The sequence below is a fragment of the Butyricimonas sp. BSD2780061689_150309_C8 genome, assembly GCF_015560935.1.
Lineage (GTDB): Bacteria > Bacteroidota > Bacteroidia > Bacteroidales > Marinifilaceae > Butyricimonas > Butyricimonas paravirosa.
The window spans coordinates 121,096-144,623 of the sequence record NZ_JADMSV010000002.1; the positions used below are offsets into that span (position 1 = coordinate 121,096).

The window sequence follows — 23,528 nt, forward strand, 5'->3', positions numbered from 1 at the left end:
ATTCTATCATATTTCCTTTGATTTTTCCAGAATTTTTAGTATATATTTGAGGCATTGCTTTTACAGCTAAAAGATATAAGCAAATTTATAAATCCGAGAGTAAAGGCGATGCCGGGAAAGTCCATCGCAAAATGATCCCGACAATCGCCTGCCCTCTCCTAAACAATGAAAGGAGGTGAGACGAAGATAGAAAATTTCGAAAACTAAAACGAATTATATCTTCAATAATAAAAGAACTACATAAAAAATTAGAGACATATGTCATCTCTCAAGTTGAAAAGATACATACTTGAAAAAGACAATATCATTACTCCAAAAAAGAATAAATATGAAGAAAAAAATTTTAAGCATAAGTGCAATTTTTGCAACAGGGATTCTTATGTCTCTTATCTTAAATTACAAAGTAGAAAAAAATCATTCTAAACATCTATTTAACTTTGACAATATTGAGGCATTAGCTCGCGGAGAAGCGCCCGATGGTGATCACGTTGTCTGTCGTTGTTCAAGAATGACATCAGGAAGTTGTGCCGCCAATAACATGAGTAACGTATGCGGTGGTGGAGAAAACTATGATTGTTCTTTGCGTAATACTAGTTGTAATTAAGTCAAAAAATAACAATCAATATTTAACAAAGGAATAAGTTCAGTAAGTGGACTTATTCCCTTTAAAAATCTATATTTCCAATGAAAATTATACCAATACTAATTATTATTTTCCTATGTTCCTGTCAACAAGAGGATACAAACATATTTCCATTACCTCAAAATCATAGAAATATTCAATATCACCATCTTGATTTAGATACTCTAATTATGGAACATATTGAATCTTCTTATTTAGGTCTATCAGGAATAACCATTAATAATGAAATATATTTCATGGATACATATTATTGCTATTTCTTTAAATTTGATACGCTCGGCCATTTCAAAAATCGTTACCTTGGTCAAGGTCGCGCCCCCAATGAAGTCCCTGTAAGAAAAATTGCAGGCTGTGCCCCACTACCTAATAAAGGCTTATTTTTACTTGGATTTCAACTAGATCATTACATTTATGATTCAACATTTAATATCCAGAATTTGTTTTTTCTTAAAAGAAATGAAAGTAGCGATATAACAAAAACTTCAGCAATATATACACATCAATATGACCGATTAGTATGTAGGTATTATAAAGATAATATTTATTTTAACATGTATTCTGAACATCCTAATTTAGATTATATCGAACAAACAGATCGTTATATGAAAAAATGTAGGCACATCTCCGAAGTAAACATAAAAAAAGGAAAAGACGGGAGAATGTTAGGAGGAGGGTATCCTGAAATTTATCAACAAAACCCTCTAAAATATTTAATATTTTCTGGTGTCAACTTTGATATAGACCAACAAGGGAACTTCTATGTTTCATATGAAGCAGATTCTTTAATTTATAAATATGACTTCAAATATAATCCTATTTTATCATTTGGCTATTCTGGAAACAATATAAATACAAATTATAAAAAGATTCACAGCTATAAAGAATGCCGAAAATTCTATTATGACGAACGTGAAACTAAAGGTTATTATGGTTGGCTACAGTATATTAACGAAACAAACATATTATTCCGTTCATACTCAAAAGGGGACAAAGAGTCCACGGATGGATTACAAATCTATAAAAATTCAACATTATTAGGAGATATTGATGTACCCAAAAACTTTAAAATCATCGGATATATTAAACCTTATTATTATACTCAAGCAATAATCGAAGAAGAAGAAGAAAGAATAATTATATATCGATTTAAATTAAATAACCTATAAAGCTATCATGAAACTCTCAATATCCTATATCATCATATTAATGCAATGCTATTTTTTATGCTCATGTGATTATATTCAAAAAAAACAAATCACAACAAATTCTCAAGAGTCAATCCCTATATCAAATTTAAAATGGAAAAACAAGATTTATGATTTTCAAAAAGTTAGACAAGATACAATTATCACTGCCCGTTATACATTTTATAATACGGGTGATAAAGATTTGATAATACAATATGTCAATCCTGATTGCAATTGTACAACCTATCAATTATCAAAAAAAATGATTCCAGTAAACGATTCAGCATATATAGAATTGAGTTTAAACACGAAAAACAAAATAGGTAAACAACACCTTTACACAACAATTAAAGCAAACACGAAAGCTCAAATGTATAAATTAATTCTTAAAGGGTATGTTGAACATCATTAATATTAAAATTGCCTTTAAAAATTCTCATAATTTTATCATATTTCCATTCTTATTTCCAGAAAGTTTTCCTCAACTTTGAAAAATAATAAAGGATCGAAAATGTTTGTTATATGTATTATAGATTTATACTACCACTGACCCTCCTACTGTTGGCGTGCAACGGGAAAGAGAAACAGAAAGAAGAGAACGAGGATGAGCAATATGCCAAAATCGAACAACAAGACGAGAAGACGATCGTGAAAGTGCAGGTGGCCCGGGAGGATCGGTTCAACTTGGAATTAGTGAGCAACGGGAAAGCCGAGGCGAATCGGAAAGCGGCTCTTAATTTCGAGGTGGCTGATGTCGTGAGAAAGGTGAACGTGAAAAACGGGGATCGGGTAAAAAAAGGAGATATTATTGCAGAAGTTGACGACGAAAAGGCCAAGTTTGCACTGGAAGACGCTCGTTTGTCCTTACAGAAAGCCTTCCTCGATTTAAAACTGGCCATCATAAATGAAGGACTCAAAACATTGGATGACACCGTGCAACTCCCCCCGCGACGCAAAGAAGCCATGTACTTGCAATGCGGCTACACGTCCAGCGTGAAAGCCTTCGAAAAAGCGCAAAAAGAGTATACCCTCGTAAAAACCAGAGCCCCTTTTGACGGGATTATCGCTGATCTTGAGGCCAAACCCTATAACCAAACCTCCGCCTATAAATCTTTATGCACGCTCATTGACGATTCGAAAATGGAAGTCGTGTTCAACGTGCTGGAAACCGAAATCGGAAATCTCCACTCCGGCATGGAGGTCGAAATAACTCCTTACGCTAATCACGAATATACCCTAACCGGAAAGATCACCGAAGTAAATCCCCGCATCGACGAAAATGGCATGGTTAAAGTGAAAGCTATCACGGATAACCACCAAGGGCTGTTGATAGACGGGATGAACGTGAGTATACTGATCAAACGACAAATCGATCACAAGATCATCATCCCCAAATCAGCCGTTCTTCCCCGACAAGGCAAAAAAGTCGTATTCGTCTGTCAAAAAGGAAAAGCAATATGGCGATACGTCACCACGGGATACGAGAACAGCATGGAAGTCAGCGTGGAAGAAGGCATCTCCCCCGGCGACACGGTAATTTACGAGAATAATCTTGGGTTGTCGCACATGAACACGGTGATAATTGAAAATTGAAAATCTAAAATCATAAATCATCAAATCTAAAATTAACATGCGTTTATCAGCTTTTTCGATTAACACGATATTTGTTGTCATGATGATTCTGGGGATCAGCTTGGTGCCGAGGTTGTCATTGCAATTGGAACCTTCGTCGAGGTCGAACAAGTTGAACGTCTCGTTTTCATGGACCAATGCTAACCCGGAATTATTAGAAACAGAAGTCACCACGAAACTGGAAGGAGCATTTGCCCGGATTCGGGGATTGAACGAGATACATTCCACCACGGGGAACGGTTACGGTGCCATCGAGTTGACCATTGACCCGAAAGAAAATATTGATGCCGTGAAATTGTACCTGTCCTCGATTATCCGTTCTGTCGCACCGGGCTTACCGGAGGATGTCCGTGTTTCGGGTGTCAGTGGCGGGGAAATACATGACGGACGGGTACAGGAAACAGAACGCCACCTGTTGATGACATACGTGTTGACTGGTCCGGGCAACTCGAAAGAAGTGGGGAGTTTCGCGGAAGACCGGATCGTCCCGGTTATTTCCACCATGCCGGGAGTAGAAAGCATGAACGTCACCGGGATCGTCCCGTTCGAGTGGGTGATGCAATACGACCGGGAACTATTTGCCGACATCGGTCTCTCGGCAAACGATATATCCAACGCCGTTTCGGAATATTATTTCCGGAAAGACGGTGGAAAAATTCTCACGGAAACCGTCCCCGAAAAGAAATACTCGTACCTCGTGTTTAAAGGGAATTCGGATGATGACAAAACAGACATCATGAACCTGCCGATCAAGGTGATTAACGGTAAAATCATTTACCTGCACAATATCGTGACTCTGGATTACCAGGAAAGTGATCCCGGATCATATTACCGCATTAACGGGCTGAACCGGATAAACCTGAATGTATATGCCGAGAAGAACGCGAACATGATCGAACTCGCCGGACGGGTCAAAACAGAGATGGCGCAACTGACGGAAAGTTTCCCGGCAAATTACTCGGTCAAACTCATCCGGGACAACAGCACCGAAATCAAAGACGAGTTGTCACAAATCCTCAACCGTACGGGAGTGACCATTCTGATCCTGCTCCTTTTCGTGTACCTCGTGAGCCGGGACTTCCGTTACCTCGGTATTATCAGCATCTGCCTGCTTGCCAACTTATCTATCGCCCTCGTGTTCTATTATTTTTTCAAAATAGAACTCCATCTTTACACGTTGGCAGGAATTACCGTGTCATTCGGTATCATCATTGACAGCGTGATCGTGATGACCGATCATTATCGCCATTTCCACAACCGCAAAGCCTTCCTCGCCGTGCTGGCCGCCACGTTGACCACCGTGGGAGCGTTAACGGTGATTTTCAACATGGATAACAACATCATGAGAAACATGTGGGACTTCTCCGCCGTGATCATCATAAACCTAGGGGTGTCTCTTGCCGTGGCCCTCTTTTTCGTCCCGGCACTCATGGAAAAAATTCCGCTAAAACCACAAAATAGTAAACGCAAGATTCATCGCCGGAAACGAATTGTCCGTTTCAACAGAAGATACCTGCGTTTCGCTCGTTTCGCGAGGAAATATAAAAAAATCGCCATCATCATCACGATTCTCGGTTTCGGCCTTCCCGTGTTCCTACTTCCGTCAAGCGTGGATCGGGACAAATGGTACAGCTCGGCCTACAACACTGTTTTCGGCAGCGAAACCTATCTCACGATCAAACCCTATATCGACAAGACCTTGGGCGGGGCACTCCGTCTGTTCATGGAAGGAGGCGGTGACGCGTGGCTACAAAGCCGGAAAGCCGCGGAAAGCCAAAAAACACGGTTGACTTTAACCATGAGTATGCCACATGGGTCCACGATCAAACAGATGAACGAGGCTTTTGAAAAGTTGGAGAATTTTCTTTCCGGATTCGAATCGATTGCCACGTTTACCTCCGACGTGTCATCAGCAAATCGAGGTGAAATGGCGATCACGTTCAAGGAAGAACACGAGAAAGACGGCTCCCCGGAACAAGTGAAAAACGAGCTGATACGCTTTGCCAACACGATCGGGAACGGGGACTCGGAAGTAAACGGCGTGGGACGGGGGTTCTCGAACCGGACAAGTGACGAGTTCCGGAGTGAAAGTATCAAAGTGATCGGTTACAATTACCGCAAGGTTCTGCAATACGCCGATATATTGAAACAACGTCTGGAAAAGAATATCCGGGTCAAGAAACTATACATCGGTAGCGACCGTTCGCCAAAAGCCAAAGCGTTCGCCGTGGAGGTCGATAAAGAAAAGCTGGCTCGCAACAATTCAAATATTAACAACCTGCTAGGTAATTTGCACTCGTTGACCTATTCCGGCACCTCATCTACCCGGGCATACATAAATGACGAATACACCACGATTGACATCCGACCGGAGAAGAAAGTGGAGGCCAGCGTGTGGGACGTGAGGAATCGCCCCTTGCGGGGAGATAAATCGGTGTTCCGCTTGGAAGACGTGGGAGACATCACGGAAGAAAAGAATTTCGAGAACATCACGAAAAGAAATCAAGAGTACGAAGTTGAGGTTCAATACGATTTTATCGGGGCCTACCGCCTGTCGGAGAAGGTGAAAGAGCGAGAAATGAAAGCCATGAACCAGATGATGCCCGTGGGTTTCCGGGTGAAAGAAAGCAACGATTGGAAAAACTACTGGCAGAGAGACATCGGGGGAATTGATGCCCGCATACTTTATATATTGCTAGTCATCGGGATCATCTATTTTATTTGTGCTATCTTGTTGGAATCCTTGCGTCAGGCCGCTATCGTGATCTGTATCACACCCATCTCGTTTATCGGTTGTTTCCTAGGAGGCTATTTCTTCGGGGTCGGGTTCGACGAAGGTTGTCTGGCAGCCTTTATCCTGTTAAGCGGGCTATCGGTGAATGCGGTGCTTTACATCCTGAATGATTACAACATCAAAGTCCGGGAAGGCGCTCCCCGGGGAATACAAACCTACATGAAAGCCTATAACGCCAAGATTATCCCGATCTTCCTGACGATAGCCTCGACCCTGCTGGGATTTATCCCCTTCCTGATCGGGGACATCAATCCCTTCTGGAAAAGTCTGGCCATCGGAACGATGAGCGGGTTAACCTTCTCACTCCCGGTTTTGATAATTTATTTACCAATGACATTCCGTTCGCCCGTGGCGAGTCACAAGTTAACAGGTTGCAAGTTACAGGTTAAAAAAAAGTGGTGGTTTGTGCGGCGAAATTTAAAATCTAAAATTTAAAATCTAAAATTAATCCATGGTCAAGTTTTTATTACAACGTCCGGTAGCAGTCATCATGAGTACGATAGCCTTTATCGTACTGGGAATCGTGGCCTCTTTTCGATTACCCGTGTCACTTATGCCGGAAATTGATATTCCGGAGATCACCGTACATTATACCTGGGACAACGCTTCGATCAACGAGGTGGAAAACACGCTCACGTCCGGACTACGGGGACAGTTACAACAAATTCCAAAACTGACGGAAATACAATCGGAATCCAAGGAAGGAAGCGGGCTGATCACGATGAAATTCGAGTACGGGACTTCACTGGATTACGCCTTTATCGAAGTCAACCAGAAAGTGGATGCCAGCGTGAACGGGTTCCCGAAAGAGGTGCAACGCCCGACGATCATCAAAGCCTCCACCTCCGACCTACCCGTGTTTTACATCAACATCAACCTGAAAGAAAACGATTCGGAGGAGAAATTCTTGGAATTTTGTGAATTCACGGATGCCGTACTGAAAAAAAGACTGGAACAGTTACCGGATGTCGCCATGGTAGATATTAGCGGGATGTACTCCCCCGAACTTTATATATTCCCGGACGAGGCCAAGTTGAGAAGTTTGAAAATCACGCAGGATCAGCTAAAATCAGCCATAGACAATAATAACCAAGTTTCCGGAAGCCTCTCCGTGAAAGACGGGTACTACCAATACAGTATCAGTTTTGCCTCACAGATCACCTCCCCGGAAGAGCTGGAAAACGTTTACCTGAATATCAACGGCAGACTTCTGCAAATCAAGGATGTCGCCCGTACTGGTATCCGTCCGAGAGAAAAAAGAGGCATATTCTTTAACGGTGACAAACAATCCCTCTGCTTGGCCGTGATCAAACAATCCAATGCCCGGATGTCGGAAATGAAAGAAAAGGTCACGGGGCTACTTGACCAATTTCGGGAAGAATACCCGGACGTGGAATTTTCCGTTTCCCGGGATCAGGCACAATTACTGAATTACTCGATCGACAATCTGGTACAGAGCCTCTGGCAAGGAATTTTACTGGCCATCGTGGCCATGCTATTCTTCCTGCAAGATGCCCGGTCACCCGTGATCATCGCAATCAGTATTCCCGTTTCGGTCGTGATCAGTATGTTATTTTTCCAGCTAATCGGAATCTCGATCAACACGATTTCACTATCCGGGTTAATACTGGGAGTCGGGATGATGGTGGATAACTCCATCATCACCATTGACAACATCAACCAACACCGGATGAGGGGGAAATCCCTGTTCCAAGCCTGTCTGGACGGGACAAACGAGATCATCACACCCCTCCTTTCCTCTGTACTGACCACCTGCGCCATATTCGTCCCGTTAATCTTCATGAGCGGTATTGCCGGAGCCTTGTTTTACGATCAGGCGATGGCCGTGGCAATCGGCCTGTTCGTTTCGCTGGCCGTTTCGATCACGATCGTCCCGGTCGTATTCCACCTGTTATTCATGCATGCCAAAGAAGGAAAAGCGACTCGCTTTATCCAACGAATCAGTTTCAAGCATCTGGATGATTACTACACGAATATATTTCATTTTATCTTTCATCACAAATTGATCGTCATGATCGGTTGTCTCGCGGTTCTTGTGCTGGGTTTCGTGTTAGCCTTTCAACTACGACTGGAACGTATGCCGACAATCGATACGAATGAGATAATCCTACGGGTAGATTGGAATTCCAGTATTCATATAGATGAAAACGAACACCGGGTGAAAGATATTATCAAACGATTTAGCGATAAATGCGAAGAAATCAGCTGTCATGCGGGAGAAAAGATGTTCTTCCTGAACCGGGAAAAGAACCAGAACATCAACGAGGCGGAATTTTATATACGTACCCTCCACGCCGAAGAACTGGAAAAGGTGATCTCTTCCATCCGGGAACACGTCAAAGCAAATTTCCCGATGGCAAAGGTCGATATTGCCAAAGTGGACAACCTGTTCGAACAACTGTTCAAGGACAACGACGTCCCACTGGTCGTGTACCTTAGCGGGGAATCCCGCCGGGGCGGTCCGGAACTGGATAGCGTGAACACGTTCATCGAATATCTTGATTCGCTCATGCCGACCTTACAATTGGATAAACCTTCAACGTCCGAACGCATCGTGGTCGAAATACTACCGGACAGGCTGGCCCTCTACAAAGTCAGTCAAGGTACCTTGATTAACGTGCTGGAAAAGAATATCAGTAAAATGAACATCGGGAAACTAAACACAGGTAGCCGGTATGTCCCGATCGTGATCACGGGAGAAGAAAAAACGATTCTGGACATCATCCGTTCCTCTTTCGTGAGTAATAACGATCAACTGGATATTCCCGTCTCTGCCCTGACCCGAATGGAAAAGAAACTAGATTACAAGAGTATCATCGGACGTAAAGAAGGGGTGGTCGTCCCGCTAAACGTCTATCACGTCGGTGATTCCACGGAACAAATTATACAGACCATAAAGACGGAAGCCGGAAACCGGAACTTAAACACCACGTTTGACGGACAATATTTTTCCGGTCAGGAAACCCTTTGGGAGATGGTCGTCGTGGTAATCGTGGCCATCCTCATGCTATATTTTATCCTTGCCGCACAATTTGAATCGTTGACCCTGCCGATAATCCTTCTCGTTGAAATCCCGCTGGACGTGGCTTTCACGATACTTATCCTGTGGCTGTCCGGGATTTCCCTCAATTTGATGTCCATGATTGGTATCGTGGTGATGAGTGGTATCGTGATCAACGATTCGATCCTTAAAATTGACACGATCATACGTTTGCAACGATCGGGGCTTGCACTGGAAGACGCAATTCACGAAGGCGGGGTACGGCGATTAAAACCCATTTTGATGACCAGCTTGACCACGATTTTCGCCCTCGTCCCCATGCTGTGGGGAAATGACATCGGGACCCAGTTACAGCGCCCCATGTCGATCACGCTTATCGCCGGAATGACAGTCGGAACCTTCGTCAGTTTATTCATCATTCCCTTGTTTTATTACTATTTAGAACGTATTTTTATCTCAAGAAAAAAATGAAGAAAGTAATTAAATCCATATTCCAGTACGTGGGAGCCATCCTGCTGGCCATCGTGATTGCTGCCCTGTTGCGCTTTTTTATCGTGGACTTTTACAGCATCCCTTCCGACTCGATGTACCCGACGATCGAACCGGGAGATTTTATCGTGGTGAACAAAATGTACATGGGAGCCCGCTTTTACAAAAACTTCGACTTCTTGGACGGCGCACACCCGGAAACCGTGCGGGTACCGGGGTTCTCTTCACTGAAACGCAATGACGTGATCGTTTTCAACTTTCCCACGCACACGAACGGTCGCTGGGATATGGATTTAGGAACATTTTACGTGAAACGCTGTATCGCCCTGCCCGGAGACACGTTATCAATCATCGCCGGAATCAATCATATCAACGGTAAAACCGGCTACGGAAACATGGAGGAACAACAACGCCTGCACCATTACCGCGGGGAGTACGCCCCGGGAATTTACAACGCTTTCCCCTTCGATTACTGGCATCGCTGGAACATCCAAGACTTCGGTCCCCTGTACCTTCCCGCCGCAGGAGCCACTATCACCATTGACACGTTAAACTTTTCGCTATACCGCCACTTGATCGCTTACGAAACCCAAGCACCCGTACACTCACAAGATCGCCAACTCTACATCCGGGATTCCTTGATCCGTGAATACACGTTCCAAAAAAACTGGTACTTCGTGGCCGGAGACCAAATCTTCAACTCTAGGGATTCCCGATATATCGGTCCCATCCCCGAAGACTTTATCGTGGGCAAAGCCTCGTTCGTCCTCACGTCAAAAGATCCACACACGAAAAAATACGTGTGGCGACGCTTTTTTAAGAAAATAAAATGAGGATGTGTCAAAAGGTATTTTATCCTCAAAAAAAAACTCCTCCGTCACTTCGTGCCACCTCTTTCTTCCCCTGCCTGAGGGGAAGTACCCCGAAGGGGGGAGGGAGTTTGAAAAATACCTTTTGTCCCCCTCTATAAACTTATTTTTTTATCCCCAACTCCTCCCGCAAGAAAGGAGCCGTTACGGATTTTTTATTCCGAGCAACTTCTTCTGGAGTTCCAGTACAAACGACAGTTCCCCCCATTTTACCACCACCGGGTCCCATATCAATAAGATAATCGGCCACTTTAATCACGTCTAGGTTATGCTCGATGACAATCACTGTATTCCCTTTATCAACCAGCTTTTGTAGCACTCCCAACAATATATTTATATCCTCGAAATGAAGTCCGGTTGTAGGTTCATCCAGTATATATAGCGTACTCCCGGTGTCTTTCTTCGAAAGTTCGGTAGCCAATTTAATGCGCTGGGATTCTCCCCCGCTTAACGTGGTACAAGGTTGTCCGATCTTGATATACCCCAACCCGACATCCTGTAACATCTTCAATTTGGATTGCAGGTGAGGCAGATTCTCAAAGAACTCTACCGCCTGATTGATCGTCAGGTTCAATACATCCCCGATGGACTTTCCTTTATAGCGAACCTCCAAGGTCTCTTTGTTGTAACGTTTACCATCACAAGCCTCACAATGTACATAGACATCCGGAAGGAAATTCATCTCGATGGTCTTCACTCCCGCACCTTTACAAACCTCACAACGTCCTCCGCTCACGTTAAAGGAAAAACGTCCGGCCGTGTATCCCCGGATTTGTGATTCCGGTAACTTTTCGAATATCTTCCGAATATCGGTAAACAATCCCGTGTAAGTTGCCGGATTGGAACGAGGGCTTTTACCTAACGGGCTTTGATCCACCACCACGACCTTATCGATTTCAGTCATCCCTTCTATCGATTTATAAGGTAACGGTGCAGCCAAAGCATTATAAAAATAAGCACTCAATATCGGATGCAAAGTTCCATTAACCAAAGAAGATTTTCCACTTCCACTCACTCCCGTCACGCAAATCAATTTCCCCAGAGGAAAATCGACACTCACATTTTTAAGATTATTTCCGGTACATCCTTTCAGGGAAATCTTCTTTCCATTCCCTGCACGACGTTCCGCCGGGATAGCGATTACCTTCTCCCCTTTCAGGTACTGTGCCGTCAGACTATCACTTTTCAGAATATCGGAATACCCCCCGATAGCCGTGATCTCCCCTCCTTTTCTTCCCGCCTTGGGTCCCAAGTCCACGATATAATCGGCATTCTCCATCATCTCCTTGTCATGCTCCACCACGATCACCGAGTTACCGTTATCCCGCAATTCCTGCAAAGAATGAATCAACTTCCGGTTATCCTTCTGGTGCAACCCAATACTCGGTTCATCCAATATATAAAGGACGTTTACCAACTGTGAACCGATCTGTGTTGCCAGACGAATACGCTGAGACTCCCCTCCCGATAATGTCATGGACTGACGATTCAAGGACAGATACTCCAAGCCGACATCAAGCATAAACTTCAGGCGAGTCCGGATTTCTTTTAAAATCTCTCCCGCAATCTGTTTCTGTTTATCCTCTAAATGTTCCTCCACGTTACCGATCCACTCGTACAAATCAGATAACTCCATATTCGCCAATTCAGAAATATTCTTCCCGTTAATATAGAAATGCAGAGCCTCTTGGTTCAACCGTTGACCGTTACACACGTCACAGGTTGTCACGGAAATAAACTGTTCCGCCCATTTATTCGCTTTCTTGGAAGTCGAATTTTCCTCCTGCATGGTGACATACTTCAATATTCCCTCGTACGTCGTGAGGAAATTGGATGATACCCCGATCTCCGCATTCTCCAAACGGAATTGTCCCGGATACCCGTACAAAATATCGGTCAAAGCCTCTTCGGGTAAATCCCGAATCGGTTGTTTTATATCGGCACCATGTTTTCTCAGAATTGTTTCGATCTGGTAGAAAATAAGAGAAGCCTTATATTTTCCAAGGGGCAGGATTCCCCCGGCATGAATGGATAATGAATTATCCGGAATAATCTTTTCCATCGCCACCTCGTTGACAAATCCCAATCCCTTACATTTCTTACAAGCCCCGTGAGGCGAGTTGAAAGAAAAGGTATGCGGGGCCGGATCTTTATAAGAAAGCCCGGTATCCGGACACATCAAATGGCGGCTATAATATTTAATCTCGTCAGATTCGTAATCTTTTACCATCATCACGCCCTTACCGTGTTTCATGGCAGTACCCACAGAATTTTTCAAGCGTTTCAAATCAGCCTGATCCATGACAATCTTGTCCACCACGATTTCGATATCGTGCATCTTGTAACGATCAACACTCATCCCGATCGTTATCTCCCGCAACTCTCCATCTACCCGTGCCGAAATAAAACCATTCTTCCGTAAATTCTCGAATAACTCCCGGTAGTGTCCTTTACGTCCTTTTACCACGGGAGCCAACAACAATACACGCCGTCCGGCAAAATCACGCTGCAACAATTCCAATATCTGTTCATCCGTATACTTTACCATCTTACTACCCGTGGCGTATGAGTAAGCAACACCCGCACGGGCATAAAGCAAACGCAAAAAGTCATAGATCTCAGTGGTCGTACCGACCGTAGAACGAGGATTTTTATTCGTGGTTTTCTGTTCAATTGAAATCACAGGACTTAACCCGGTAATCTTATCCACATCCGGACGTTCCATACCTCCCAGAAAACGACGGGCATATGCGGAAAAAGTTTCCAGATACCGACGCTGCCCCTCGGCATATATCGTATCAAAAGCCAAGGATGATTTTCCACTCCCGCTTAACCCGGTAATCACCGTCAACTTATCCCGTGGAATCGTCAGGTCTATATTTTTCAGATTATGCTCTCTGGCACCAAATATGGCTATATTGTTATCTTCTTCTTCTCTGTACTCCATGAATTCCTATTCCTTAAAAATCAACTTACAAAGATAGGGAAACTATTTCGAATGGAAGAAAAATTTATGATTTATGATTTACAATTTACGAATAAAAAGTGTAAACTTGATACCGTAAAAATCTAAAATCAGTAAATCTAAAATTCATGGAGTAATGTGCGGTAGGAATTTAAAATCGGAAATCAAAAATAAAAAAAAGGAGGGATTTCCTGTAGCGTCTTAAATGGAATACATTGGGACTGACGAAAAGATGTTGTATGTATGTGTGTGTGCGTGCGTCTGTGTGTGTGGTGTGTGTGCGTGGTGTCCCGTAGGATATATTCCAGTACTTTTAAGAACTCTATCAGAAAATCAGCTTAAACCCCAGTCAAAGCTATCCCCTCTCTTTATGCTAGATGATTCAATCTAATAACAGCTAAAAATAAATCATAAGTTCATCATCTATTCTACCTCTTTAACGTTACCGCTAAAGAAAGGTTTCGTTTTTTCTCGAAAAAAATCGAGAAATTTTATTTTTCAATTATTCAAACTAACTCTTCAGTTTTCAACCATCAAGAAGCATTCCTTGATTGTGAATACATAGAGTATAACGGGAATTGTTGGGATAGGTTACACTTTCGAGTAAAAAAATCGTGATTTTTTTTTGTTCTGGTGAAATTCGGTGTAAGTAACTCCAAGAAAGCGTGTCAAACGTCATTTTTCAAACTCCCTCCCCCCTTCGGGGTACTCCCTCTATAAACAGAGGGAGAGCTGGAATACTTCCTGTCTTCGGAAAGAGTCACCAGCTCCTCCTCTGTTTATAGAGGAGGTGGCAGCATAGCTGACGGAGGAGTTAAAAAATAACTTTTAAATCAACCTCCTTCAGAACAAACTTCCCGAAACAAAAAAAAGAGCGCCTCACGACGCTCTTTTTTATATGAAGATTTTAAAATCTTATTTTTTCACGGCTTCTTTCACCTGATCGTTAGGAACCATTTGTTCCTTAAAAGTATAGGCACCGGTTTTCGGAGATTTCACCATTTTGATGATTTTTGCAAATCCCCTACCATCTGCTGTTTTAAGTGTTGCAACAACTTTCTTTGCCATAGCTTAATTATTTTATTTCTCTGTGTAAAGTTACTCTTCTCAGAATCGGGTTGTATTTACGCAACTCCATTCTCTCGGGGGTGTTCTTTCTGTTTTTGGTAGTGATATAACGAGACGTGCCCGGCATTCCGGATTCTTTGTGTTCCGTACACTCCAAAATCACCTGTATTCTGTTTCCTTTGCTCTTCTTTGCCATCTCTTCTTACTTTATACGTTCTTAATTAAACCATTGGCAGTAGCTTCCTTCAAACAAGCACTAATACCTTTCTTGTTGATCAGGCGCAATCCGGCTGCAGATACATTCAAACGGATCCATCTATCTTCTTCTGGCCAATAAAAATTCCTCTTAAACAGGTTGATCTCGAATGTTCTCTTCACTCTTCTTTTGGAGTGAGAAACATGGTTACCAACCATCGCTTTCTTTCCAGTTATTTGACAAATTCTTGACATCTCTCAATATTTTTATAAACGCTTTCCAAACAGGATGCAAATTACGCACTTTTTATTCAAACAATCAAATGTTTCGGTAAAAAAGTTTCAAGTTTTTTTTACCTCAATATAAAATATAATATCACGAGGAATATTGCCAAGGCAATAAATTCCCGGATCACTTTTTTCCTTCTCTCCGAACCCGCCTTTGTATCGGCCTTTCTCAAAATATCCAGCAACGCCCCGGTAGGACAAAAATAGTTACACCAAGGACGGGCAAAAAATACGGATAAGAGTAAAAATATGACAGCCAAAGCGATGACCCACCCCGTTGCAGCGGTCAATAAAAATGCCGGGAAGGGTTCCAACGATGCCAATTCCAACGGGATTCCCCACAACAACAGCGCAAGAATCACCATAAAATAGATCACGCGAGTATATTTAAATACATTCTTCCACACTCCCTTGGGGGCTATTTTTTTCTTACGAACTTTCCCTACCAATTCCTGCGCTGCCCCAAAAGGACATAGATATGCGCAATAATACCCCTTGTTCAAGAATAAGGGACAAGCCAAAGCCAGCACGGCAATCACGGGCAACAAAATACGAGCGCCCCAAGGTACCCCATTCAACAACCAATTAAATAACAACTCTAATGAAACAAAGTACCCGGACCAGAAACCAAGAATCAACACGGAAGAAACCTGCAACACGTAACGCCAACGTTTCATCCGACTTCCCCAGAACATACTGGCTAACGCCAACAAAACCACGATTCCCCCCAAAGCGTGCTGTAACAATTTCATCCAATCCACGTCATAACCACCCCCGTCACGTTCCAGGTAAAACTCCAACGCTCTTTTCACACTCCCCCGGATGGCATCACTCGACATCGTGGCCCCACTCACGGCCTCCACGTTCAGTTGCTCGGCCTCCTCCAACGTCTTACCATCCCATGCCGAGAACAGATTCTTTTTCTCCAAACGCCTTAAAAACCCGGGCGACTCGCTATTATCTAACAGGGTAAGTCCTAAAATCACATCCTCCTCGGAAACAGCCAAAAACAAAGGCACATTCCCAGCATAACCGATCAGATCGTCCGCAATCGGGGTCGTAACAAGTAATTTACCAATCTCCTCCCCACCAGCTTTAACGGCATAATGTACTTCGTTCACTTTCTCAACGCTCGTACAAGTCGGAAAATATTTCTTCACCGCATCCAGCGGAACAACATTCGAAACCTCAGCTTTCACCTCTTGATACTTCGGGGTCTTGTTGGTCGTCTTGAAATTCAACGAAATCAGGTAAATGATAACACACAACAAAATTACCTTAGGTAACTTCGTGATAAAAGTTGCAACATTTTCTTGTATATTCATATCAATCTTATCCATTTTTGAAGGACACAAAAATAAGGAGAAATTCATTCATTTGTATATTCTATCTGACTTAATTATATTTGTCACATTCTAAAACCAAATAATAAAATTCAAAATGAAAAAAGTCACTTACTTAGTTTGTTGCGTAGGACTAGCGCTGCAATCCTGCCAATCAGGGCAAGTGAAGAATGAAAATCCATTTTTCAACACGTATGAAACCCCTCATGAGGTTCCCCCTTTCCACTTGATTAAAAATCAACATTATCTTCCTGCTTACGAGGAAGGGATGAAACAACACCAAGCGGAAGTCGACGCGATCATCAACAATCCGGAGGCTCCTACATTTAAAAACACGATCGACGCTCTCGAAACTTCCGGCGAATTACTGAACAAAGTAGCCTCCGTGTTCGGCAATCAACAAGGTGCGAACACGAACGATTCGATCAAGGCCATCGCCAAAGAGATTACCCCGAAACTCACCGCTCACTGGGATGCGATCAATTTAAATGACAAACTTTTCGAGAGAATTAAAACGGTATATAATAATAAGGAGAAAGAAAATCTGACTCCGGAACAATTGACTGTACTCGACAAATATTACCAAGGTTTCGTTCGGGGTGGAGCCAACCTCTCTCCCGAAGACAAGGAAACATTCAAGAAGTTGAACAGCGAACTATCTATGCTCAGCCTGCAATTCGGTGAAAACTTGCTGAATGAGACCAATAATTTCAAACTGGTCATTGATAACGAGAAAGATTTATCCGGTCTTCCCGAAAACGTGATTGCCACAGCTGCTACCGCTGCCAAGAATGCCGGATTGGAAGGGAAATGGGTGTTTACCCTCCACAACCCAAGCATGATTCCGTTCCTGCAATATGCTGACAACCGTGATTTAAGAGAAAAGATCTACAAGGCTTACATCAACCGTTGCAATAACGACAACGAATACGATAACAAAGAAATCATATCCAAGATCACGTCCTTACGAGTACAAAAAGCCCAGTTGCTCGGTTATGATACCCATGCGGCATTCATTCTCGACAACAACATGGCCAAAACCCCGGAGAACGTGTACGACCTATGTAACCAAATCTGGAATGCCGCTCTCCCGATCGCTAAAAAAGAAGCCAAAGAACTTCAAGACATGATTCGCAAGGAGGGTAAAAACTTCAAATTGCAACCTTGGGACTGGCGCTATTATGCTGAAAAAGTAAAGAAAGCCAAATACGGGTTAGACGAAAATGAACTTCGTCAATACTTCCCGCTGGAAAACGTCAGAGAAGGTGCCTTCTACACGGCCAATAAATTATACGGTATCACGTTCACGCAACGTACCGACCTACCCGTTCCCCATCCGGACGCTTTGGCATTCGAGGTGAAGGAAGCGAACGGAGATCACATCGGGATTCTATACATGGACTTCCACCCGAGAGAAAGCAAACGTTCAGGAGCATGGATGAATTCTTATCGCAAGCAATCCGCACTGGGTAAAAAAGTAACCCCGATCATCACGAACGTGTGCAACTTCACGAAACCCACGGGGGATGTTCCGGCATTATTGAGTTTTGACGAGGCACAAACCCTTTTCCATGAATTCGGTCATGCCCTTCACGGTTTATTGTCACAATGTACCTATAATAAGGTATCAGGAACTTCTGTTCCTAGGGATTTCGTGGAACTCCCCTCTCAAATTATGGAAAACTGGGCCGCCGATCCCGAAGTGCTGAAAGTTTACGCCCGTCATTACAAAACGGGAGAACCGATCCCGCAAGAGCTTATCGATAAACTGGAGAATAGCGGACATTTCAACCAAGGATTCGTCACGACCGAATTCATGTCAGCCGCTTTACTGGATATGGCTTACCACACGCGTAACACCACCGATCCCGTCAACCCGAACGAATTCGAAAAAGCCACGTTAGAAAAAATCGGACTTATCCCCGAAATCACGGTACGTTACCGCAGTACTTACTTCCAGCACATATTTGCCGGAGGTTATTCTTCCGGGTATTACGCTTACACCTGGGCAGAAGTACTGGATGCCGATGCTTTCGAAGCATTTAAAGAAACCGGAAATATCTTCAATCCCGAAAAAGCAAAAGCATTCCGGGAGAACATTCTTTCCAAAGGTGGCTCCGAAGATGCCATGACCCTTTACCAGAAATTCAGAGGTCAAGAACCTTCTATTGATCCGCTATTAAAGCGTAAAGGATTAAAATAAAAAAATTAGAGGATTGTGAATCACAATCCTCTAATTTTTTTATTTTTTCACGCAACCTTTTCAAAAATTCTGCATCTAATAAGTGAATTCACACTAAGTAATAAAAACGGGTTTATTGCAAGAAAATGGATGCTCGAAGTAGTTCCAATTTTAGGGTTAGTAGTAAATAGTGAAAAAGCTGTCTCTCGTCAAGACAGCTTTTTTTGATTATATCTGCACCACTCGGCAATCCCACACTCTTCACACTTCGGCTTTCTTGCCACGCAAACATATCTTCCGTGCAATATCAACCAATGGTGAGCCGTGGACAGCCACTCGGCAGGAATACGCGCCACGAGTTGTTTTTCCGTTTCCAACGGGGTTTTGGCACCCGTTACCAAACCAATACGATCAGCTACCCGGAAAACGTGCGTGTCGACAGGCATGGCCGGACGCTTGAAAGCCACCGCTTCCATAACATTGGCCGTCTTCCGTCCCACCCCGGGCAACGTCTGCAATAACTCGAAATCATCCGGAACAATTCCATTAAAATCTTCCATCAACTTTTTCGCCATCGCTGACAAATGCTTGGATTTATTATTCGGGTAAGAGATAGACTTAATCAACTCGAAAATCTCCTCCACGCTCGCTTTGGACATGGATGCTGCATCCGGGAATTGCTCGAACAAAGCGGGAGTCACCATATTCACCCGTTTGTCGGTACATTGAGCCGATAAAATCACCGCTACCAGCAACTGGAAGGGATCTCTATACTGTAATTCCGTGTCAGCTACCGGCATACGTTCCCGGAACCATGCCAGTACCTTATCATATCTTTCCTCTAATCGCATAATATTAATTTCTTTGCCTACAAAGATAAGAAAGCTGAAAATTAAAAGCCTCTATTTCACCTTAATTTTCTCCCTTTTTTAATTTTGAGCCGACAAGCCCGGCTACCAATTGCTCCGTCTGAAACCACAACTTCCGACAAGCCTCACCGTCAAGAACCGCTTTCGGTACCCCCACCTGACGTTTATTCCTAAAAAAGCCGCCCGATACATTCACGTACCGATCGGAAGTTGCCAAAAGTATAGCCGTCATCGCCCCTCGTTCCGGAGATTTAATAAACGGACGAAAAAAAACATCCGCCAAGGGATCGTACCATTTATGCATAGTAATCATTCCCGTGTTCACCACACCCGGATCAACCGCGTTCACGGTAATCGCACGCCCCTGTACCCGCCTTGCCAGTTCAGCCGTAAACATCAGTATCGCCAATTTTGAATTGGGATAAGCCTTAAAGCGACGGTAATGCTCCGGGTCCAATTCAAAGAAATGATCTCCGATCTCTCCCATCTTACAAGTAACCGATGATGTATTAATAATCCGGGTCTTCCCGGTTTTTCCCATATTCGGAAGTAACCAATTCGTCAACAACCAAGTCCCCACGTAATTCACCCCCACGGTCATCTCCAACCCGTCCTCGGTCGTCGTAAAATCCCGACACATGATCCCCGCGTTATTCACCAGTACGCTAACCTCCCGTCCGTTCAACCCGTCAACAAAAGAACGGATGGAAGCAACCGACGCCAAATCCAACTGATGCAACTCCACCCGACCGTTTCCCGTCTCCCGCACAATTTCATCCCTCACTCCTGCCGCCCGTTCAACATTCCGACAAGCCATAATCACGGGGACCCCCATACCGGCAATCGCTCTCGTGATCGCCTTTCCCATACCCCCATTGGCCCCGGTGATGATAAACAAACCTTTGTTCATTTTAGATCCTACGAATTATATGATTCTGCGATTTTCGATTAGATGATTATAAAATCACTTAATCATTAAATCGACAATCACTCAATTTTTTTCATTTTCAATTGCTCTTTTCACCTTCCTCATCGTCCACCTCACTATCCCGTAAGGCAGAAAGAACAGGAAACCGATAAAGAAATAATTAATTACCCCGGGAATCATTTGGGATCGGTGACGGAACATCCCGTTAATTGCACGATGTGCAAGCGTGTCAGGTTTCATCATCACGCCGATTCGCACGGCCAAACGCTGCAAATGAAGAGGTAAATTATATAAATCGGTAGCGATCGCTCCCGGGCAAACCGTGGTAACGTTCACCCCATAATCAAGCATCTCCAAACGAAAAGCCCGGGAAAAACTCTTCAAAAAACACTTCGTGGATGCGTACAACGAAATTCCCGGATAAGGGAACCAAGCCGACATCGAAGACATATTGAGGATATACCCTTTTCCCCGTTTTCTCATATCCTCCCCGAAATAACGACAAAGCAAAACCACCGTGTTCATATGCAACATCAGCATGGTTCGCACGACACCCACGGAAAGATTCACGATATGTTCGAACCGAAAAATACCGGCATTATTCACCAGCACCTCCACTTGTAACCCTAATGCCACGCAGAAACCATGCAGATGTTCCGCTGCATCAGGTAGTGATAAATCCATATAAAGAGGCCACGTCTGTACCTCGTACGTTTGTGATAACTCCCCGGCACATTGCGTAAGGCGCTCTTCCTCGTTACTGACCATCACGACATCATATCCTCGGGAACACAACTCCCGGGCATACTCCAAGCCGATTCCCGAACTGGCTCCCGTGACAATGGCCACCGGATGAACACTAGGCTGATCAATTACTTCCATAAATCATATTTCAATTTTTCTTGGAAGCCGATTCCAACTCCTTCAATAACTTCTTGGGTAAATCCGGAATATGCTTATGACAGGCCATCTCCCTAGAATACATACGGGCGATACAATAATTCGCATGTTCGCAAGCATTCCGGGCATTCTCTTCCCTCGCCATCCGGTTCACAAAATCCGGTTCATTCAACAAAGCACGAGCCATCGACACCCCGTCAAATCCGGCATCCAACACCATATCTATCTTTTCCCGGGAAACCAATCCCCCCACGTACACGAGAGGTAACTTCACCGCTTCCCGGAATTTCAATGCATCTTCGAAAAAATAAGCTTCTTTAAACGGTACCGTCGGAATCATCATATGCCCGGCAACCCGAACGCCTATCGGTAACCAGAATTGTTGCATATAATACGTCAGACTACGGATAGGCATGGCCCCCCTCATCACGTACATCGGGGCCCGACTGACAAAACCACCGCTCAAAATCAAGGCATGAACCCCTGTCTCTTCCAGAGCCTTGGCCACCTCGATACATTCCGGCACCTCCATCCCACCCCGGAATCCATCCCGGGTATTCATCTTCACCAACACGGCCATGTCATCCCCCGCCGCTTTCATCACTTCCGCCATAGCCATACGCATAAACCGCATCCGGTTCTCCAGCGATCCCCCGAACTCATCCTTCCGGTGATTCGTGTAAGGGGAAAGGAACTGACTGATCAGATACCCGTGTCCGGCATGAACCTCCACGGCATCAAACCCTGCCTCCCTAGCCATATTCACCGCTTGTCCGAATGCCTTTGCCATCTCCACGATCTCCTCTTTCTTCATTCCCCGCACCAATGTCGGCGAGTAAATATTAAAACCACTCGAAGCGGAAATGGGCGTGCAGCCACAAATCCCCTTGTGCGACATATTCCCGCAATGTCCGATCTGTATGGAGGCAGCCGCACCCGTGGCGTGTATATCATCCGTGAGTTGTCGTAATGCAGGAAGAATCTCCGGCCTTAACCACAATTGGTGGGGAAACGATAAACCGCTACGAACAATAGCAGCGTAAGCGATCGTCGTCATCCCGATTCCCCCCCGGGCCACCGAAAGATGATAATCATGTAACATTTCCGAAGGAGCATTCCCCGGACACATACCCTCGAATGCCGCGGCCCGTATGGTTCGGTTACGTAAAGTCAGCGGCCCTATCGTTAATGGCGTGAATAACTTGGATTCTCGTGTCATATCATTTTTCTTAATATATAAAAGGAATCACTCGTTTCAGACGACGTTTTTTCACCTCGTCCCCGAACATCCCCAAATATTTGTGATAAATTGTATTAGCTCTCGGTACTAAATTAGCGAACGTCCAGATGGCAAAAACTGCCCCGGAAAGCGACCATGTGAGAATGGCAAAACCGACCCATTCTACAATCTCGCCAAAATAATTTGCTGAAGTCACGTAACGAAACATCCCGCCCTTGGGTAAATAATGCCCCGTGTCACCGGGACGCCGCAAATGACGAATAATATGGTCCGACTGTATATTCGTGAACATCCCGGCAAAGAACAATACCGTTCCGATAATAAACTGCGGGGACGTCAACCACTCCGGGGTATAAAGATCCGACGGGGCGAAATAGAAAATCCACCCTCCCTGCATACACGCATTCAACACGTTAAACGTGATTCCCATCAACATGATTCCCATCGGCATTCTCCCCTTACCTTTCAGTAATAACGGGAAAATAAACGCACGCTGAAAATAATGTATCTCGAAAAAAATAAAGAAAATCAACGGCACCAACTCATACCCCCTATCCGAGAAATACCAGAAAAGTGCCATCGCGATAAAAACAGGAGCTTCCATCAGTACCCAGCCGATCCGGTTATCTATTGGTCGCCCCCACTTGGCATCGAAAAACATACCATAACCCGCTTTCACGAAGTACAAGGCTACAAAAACAATAACAGCAATTCCGGTCATCACGGCCAGAAAAATATGAAATGCATCCATCCTACAATTTTATTGATTACACGAATAATCAACAAATATCATGCCAACAAACAATAAATGTTAAGAACAATAGAAAAACTCAAATCCGATATAAAATACCTTTTCGTGGACGCTCACATATTCAGGTTCGGAAAACGAGGGTAATTCGGGAAAAGCAAAATCC

18 protein-coding genes are annotated in these 23,528 nt (G+C 44.0%); 8 read left to right on the top strand and 10 right to left on the bottom strand.

The features are described from left to right. Positions 1-328: 328 nt before the first annotated feature. The 7 genes from I2I33_RS03110 (at position 329) to lepB (ending at position 10,600) form a co-directional block, all read left to right on the top strand. A complete protein-coding gene (locus I2I33_RS03110; protein WP_118302689.1) occupies positions 329-604 on the top strand; it encodes an NVEALA domain-containing protein in 276 nt (91 codons plus the stop codon). Between the two features lie 209 nt (positions 605-813). Then, positions 814-1,809 carry a hypothetical protein gene (locus I2I33_RS03115; RefSeq protein WP_140402549.1) on the top strand — a complete coding sequence of 332 codons (996 nt, stop codon included), beginning with the start codon at positions 814-816 and terminating at the stop codon, positions 1,807-1,809. A 7-nt stretch (positions 1,810-1,816) separates the two neighbouring features. Continuing rightward, positions 1,817-2,242 carry a DUF1573 domain-containing protein gene (locus I2I33_RS03120; RefSeq protein ID WP_087420032.1) on the top strand — a complete coding sequence of 142 codons (426 nt, stop codon included), beginning with the start codon at positions 1,817-1,819 and terminating at the stop codon, positions 2,240-2,242. A gap of 110 nt (positions 2,243-2,352) precedes the next feature. Continuing rightward, positions 2,353-3,423: an efflux RND transporter periplasmic adaptor subunit gene (locus I2I33_RS03125; protein WP_087420031.1), complete on the top strand. Its 1,071-nt coding sequence runs from the start codon at positions 2,353-2,355 to the stop codon at positions 3,421-3,423. A 37-nt stretch (positions 3,424-3,460) separates the two neighbouring features. After that, on the top strand, positions 3,461-6,691 hold the full coding sequence (locus tag I2I33_RS03130; protein ID WP_087420030.1) for an efflux RND transporter permease subunit: 3,231 nt from the start codon (positions 3,461-3,463) through the stop codon (positions 6,689-6,691). 16 nt (positions 6,692-6,707) lie between these two features. After that, positions 6,708-9,749 carry an efflux RND transporter permease subunit gene (locus I2I33_RS03135; RefSeq protein WP_087420029.1) on the top strand — a complete coding sequence of 1,014 codons (3,042 nt, stop codon included), beginning with the start codon at positions 6,708-6,710 and terminating at the stop codon, positions 9,747-9,749. After that, on the top strand, positions 9,746-10,600 hold the full coding sequence (gene lepB, locus I2I33_RS03140; RefSeq protein WP_087420028.1) for a signal peptidase I: 855 nt from the start codon (positions 9,746-9,748) through the stop codon (positions 10,598-10,600). Before I2I33_RS03135 ends, lepB begins: the two co-directional genes overlap by 4 nt. Positions 10,601-10,739: 139 nt before the next feature. Here the strand turns inward: lepB and uvrA are convergent, their stop codons facing one another. The 5 genes from uvrA to I2I33_RS03165 form a co-directional block, all read right to left on the bottom strand. Beyond that, complete coding sequence (uvrA, locus tag I2I33_RS03145; RefSeq protein WP_087420027.1) at positions 10,740-13,583, bottom strand: excinuclease ABC subunit UvrA; 2,844 nt, start codon at positions 13,581-13,583, stop codon at positions 10,740-10,742. A gap of 933 nt (positions 13,584-14,516) precedes the next feature. Then, positions 14,517-14,669 (bottom strand): DUF4295 domain-containing protein, encoded by a 153-nt coding sequence (locus I2I33_RS03150; RefSeq protein WP_072025905.1) that lies wholly within the window; start codon positions 14,667-14,669, stop codon positions 14,517-14,519. 7 nt (positions 14,670-14,676) lie between these two features. Then, a complete protein-coding gene (gene rpmG, locus I2I33_RS03155; protein WP_027202636.1) occupies positions 14,677-14,865 on the bottom strand; it encodes a 50S ribosomal protein L33 in 189 nt (62 codons plus the stop codon). 11 nt (positions 14,866-14,876) lie between these two features. Beyond that, complete coding sequence (rpmB, locus tag I2I33_RS03160; protein ID WP_027202637.1) at positions 14,877-15,119, bottom strand: 50S ribosomal protein L28; 243 nt, start codon at positions 15,117-15,119, stop codon at positions 14,877-14,879. A gap of 98 nt (positions 15,120-15,217) precedes the next feature. Further along, entirely contained in the window at positions 15,218-16,477 is a 1,260-nt protein-coding gene (locus I2I33_RS03165) for a 4Fe-4S binding protein (RefSeq protein WP_162613717.1), read from the bottom strand. Positions 16,478-16,592: 115 nt separating this feature from the next. On the opposite strand from I2I33_RS03165, the gene I2I33_RS03170 reads away from it, so the two are divergent. After that, positions 16,593-18,698, top strand: coding sequence for a M3 family metallopeptidase (locus I2I33_RS03170; RefSeq protein ID WP_087420025.1), 2,106 nt, complete (start codon positions 16,593-16,595; stop codon positions 18,696-18,698). A 188-nt stretch (positions 18,699-18,886) separates the two neighbouring features. Here I2I33_RS03170 and nth read toward each other — a convergent pair whose 3' ends face one another. The 5 genes from nth to I2I33_RS03195 all read right to left on the bottom strand — a co-directional run bounded on the left by nth (position 18,887) and on the right by I2I33_RS03195 (position 23,365). Further along, on the bottom strand, positions 18,887-19,528 hold the full coding sequence (nth, locus tag I2I33_RS03175; protein WP_087420024.1) for an endonuclease III: 642 nt from the start codon (positions 19,526-19,528) through the stop codon (positions 18,887-18,889). A 61-nt stretch (positions 19,529-19,589) separates the two neighbouring features. After that, complete coding sequence (locus tag I2I33_RS03180) at positions 19,590-20,456, bottom strand: SDR family oxidoreductase (RefSeq protein WP_229128173.1); 867 nt, start codon at positions 20,454-20,456, stop codon at positions 19,590-19,592. 81 nt (positions 20,457-20,537) lie between these two features. Continuing rightward, positions 20,538-21,356: an SDR family NAD(P)-dependent oxidoreductase gene (locus I2I33_RS03185; protein WP_087420023.1), complete on the bottom strand. Its 819-nt coding sequence runs from the start codon at positions 21,354-21,356 to the stop codon at positions 20,538-20,540. A 10-nt stretch (positions 21,357-21,366) separates the two neighbouring features. After that, a complete protein-coding gene (locus tag I2I33_RS03190) occupies positions 21,367-22,593 on the bottom strand; it encodes an NADH:flavin oxidoreductase (protein ID WP_087420022.1) in 1,227 nt (408 codons plus the stop codon). A gap of 10 nt (positions 22,594-22,603) precedes the next feature. After that, positions 22,604-23,365, bottom strand: coding sequence for a DUF1295 domain-containing protein (locus tag I2I33_RS03195; RefSeq protein ID WP_229128174.1), 762 nt, complete (start codon positions 23,363-23,365; stop codon positions 22,604-22,606). Positions 23,366-23,528 lie beyond the last annotated feature (163 nt).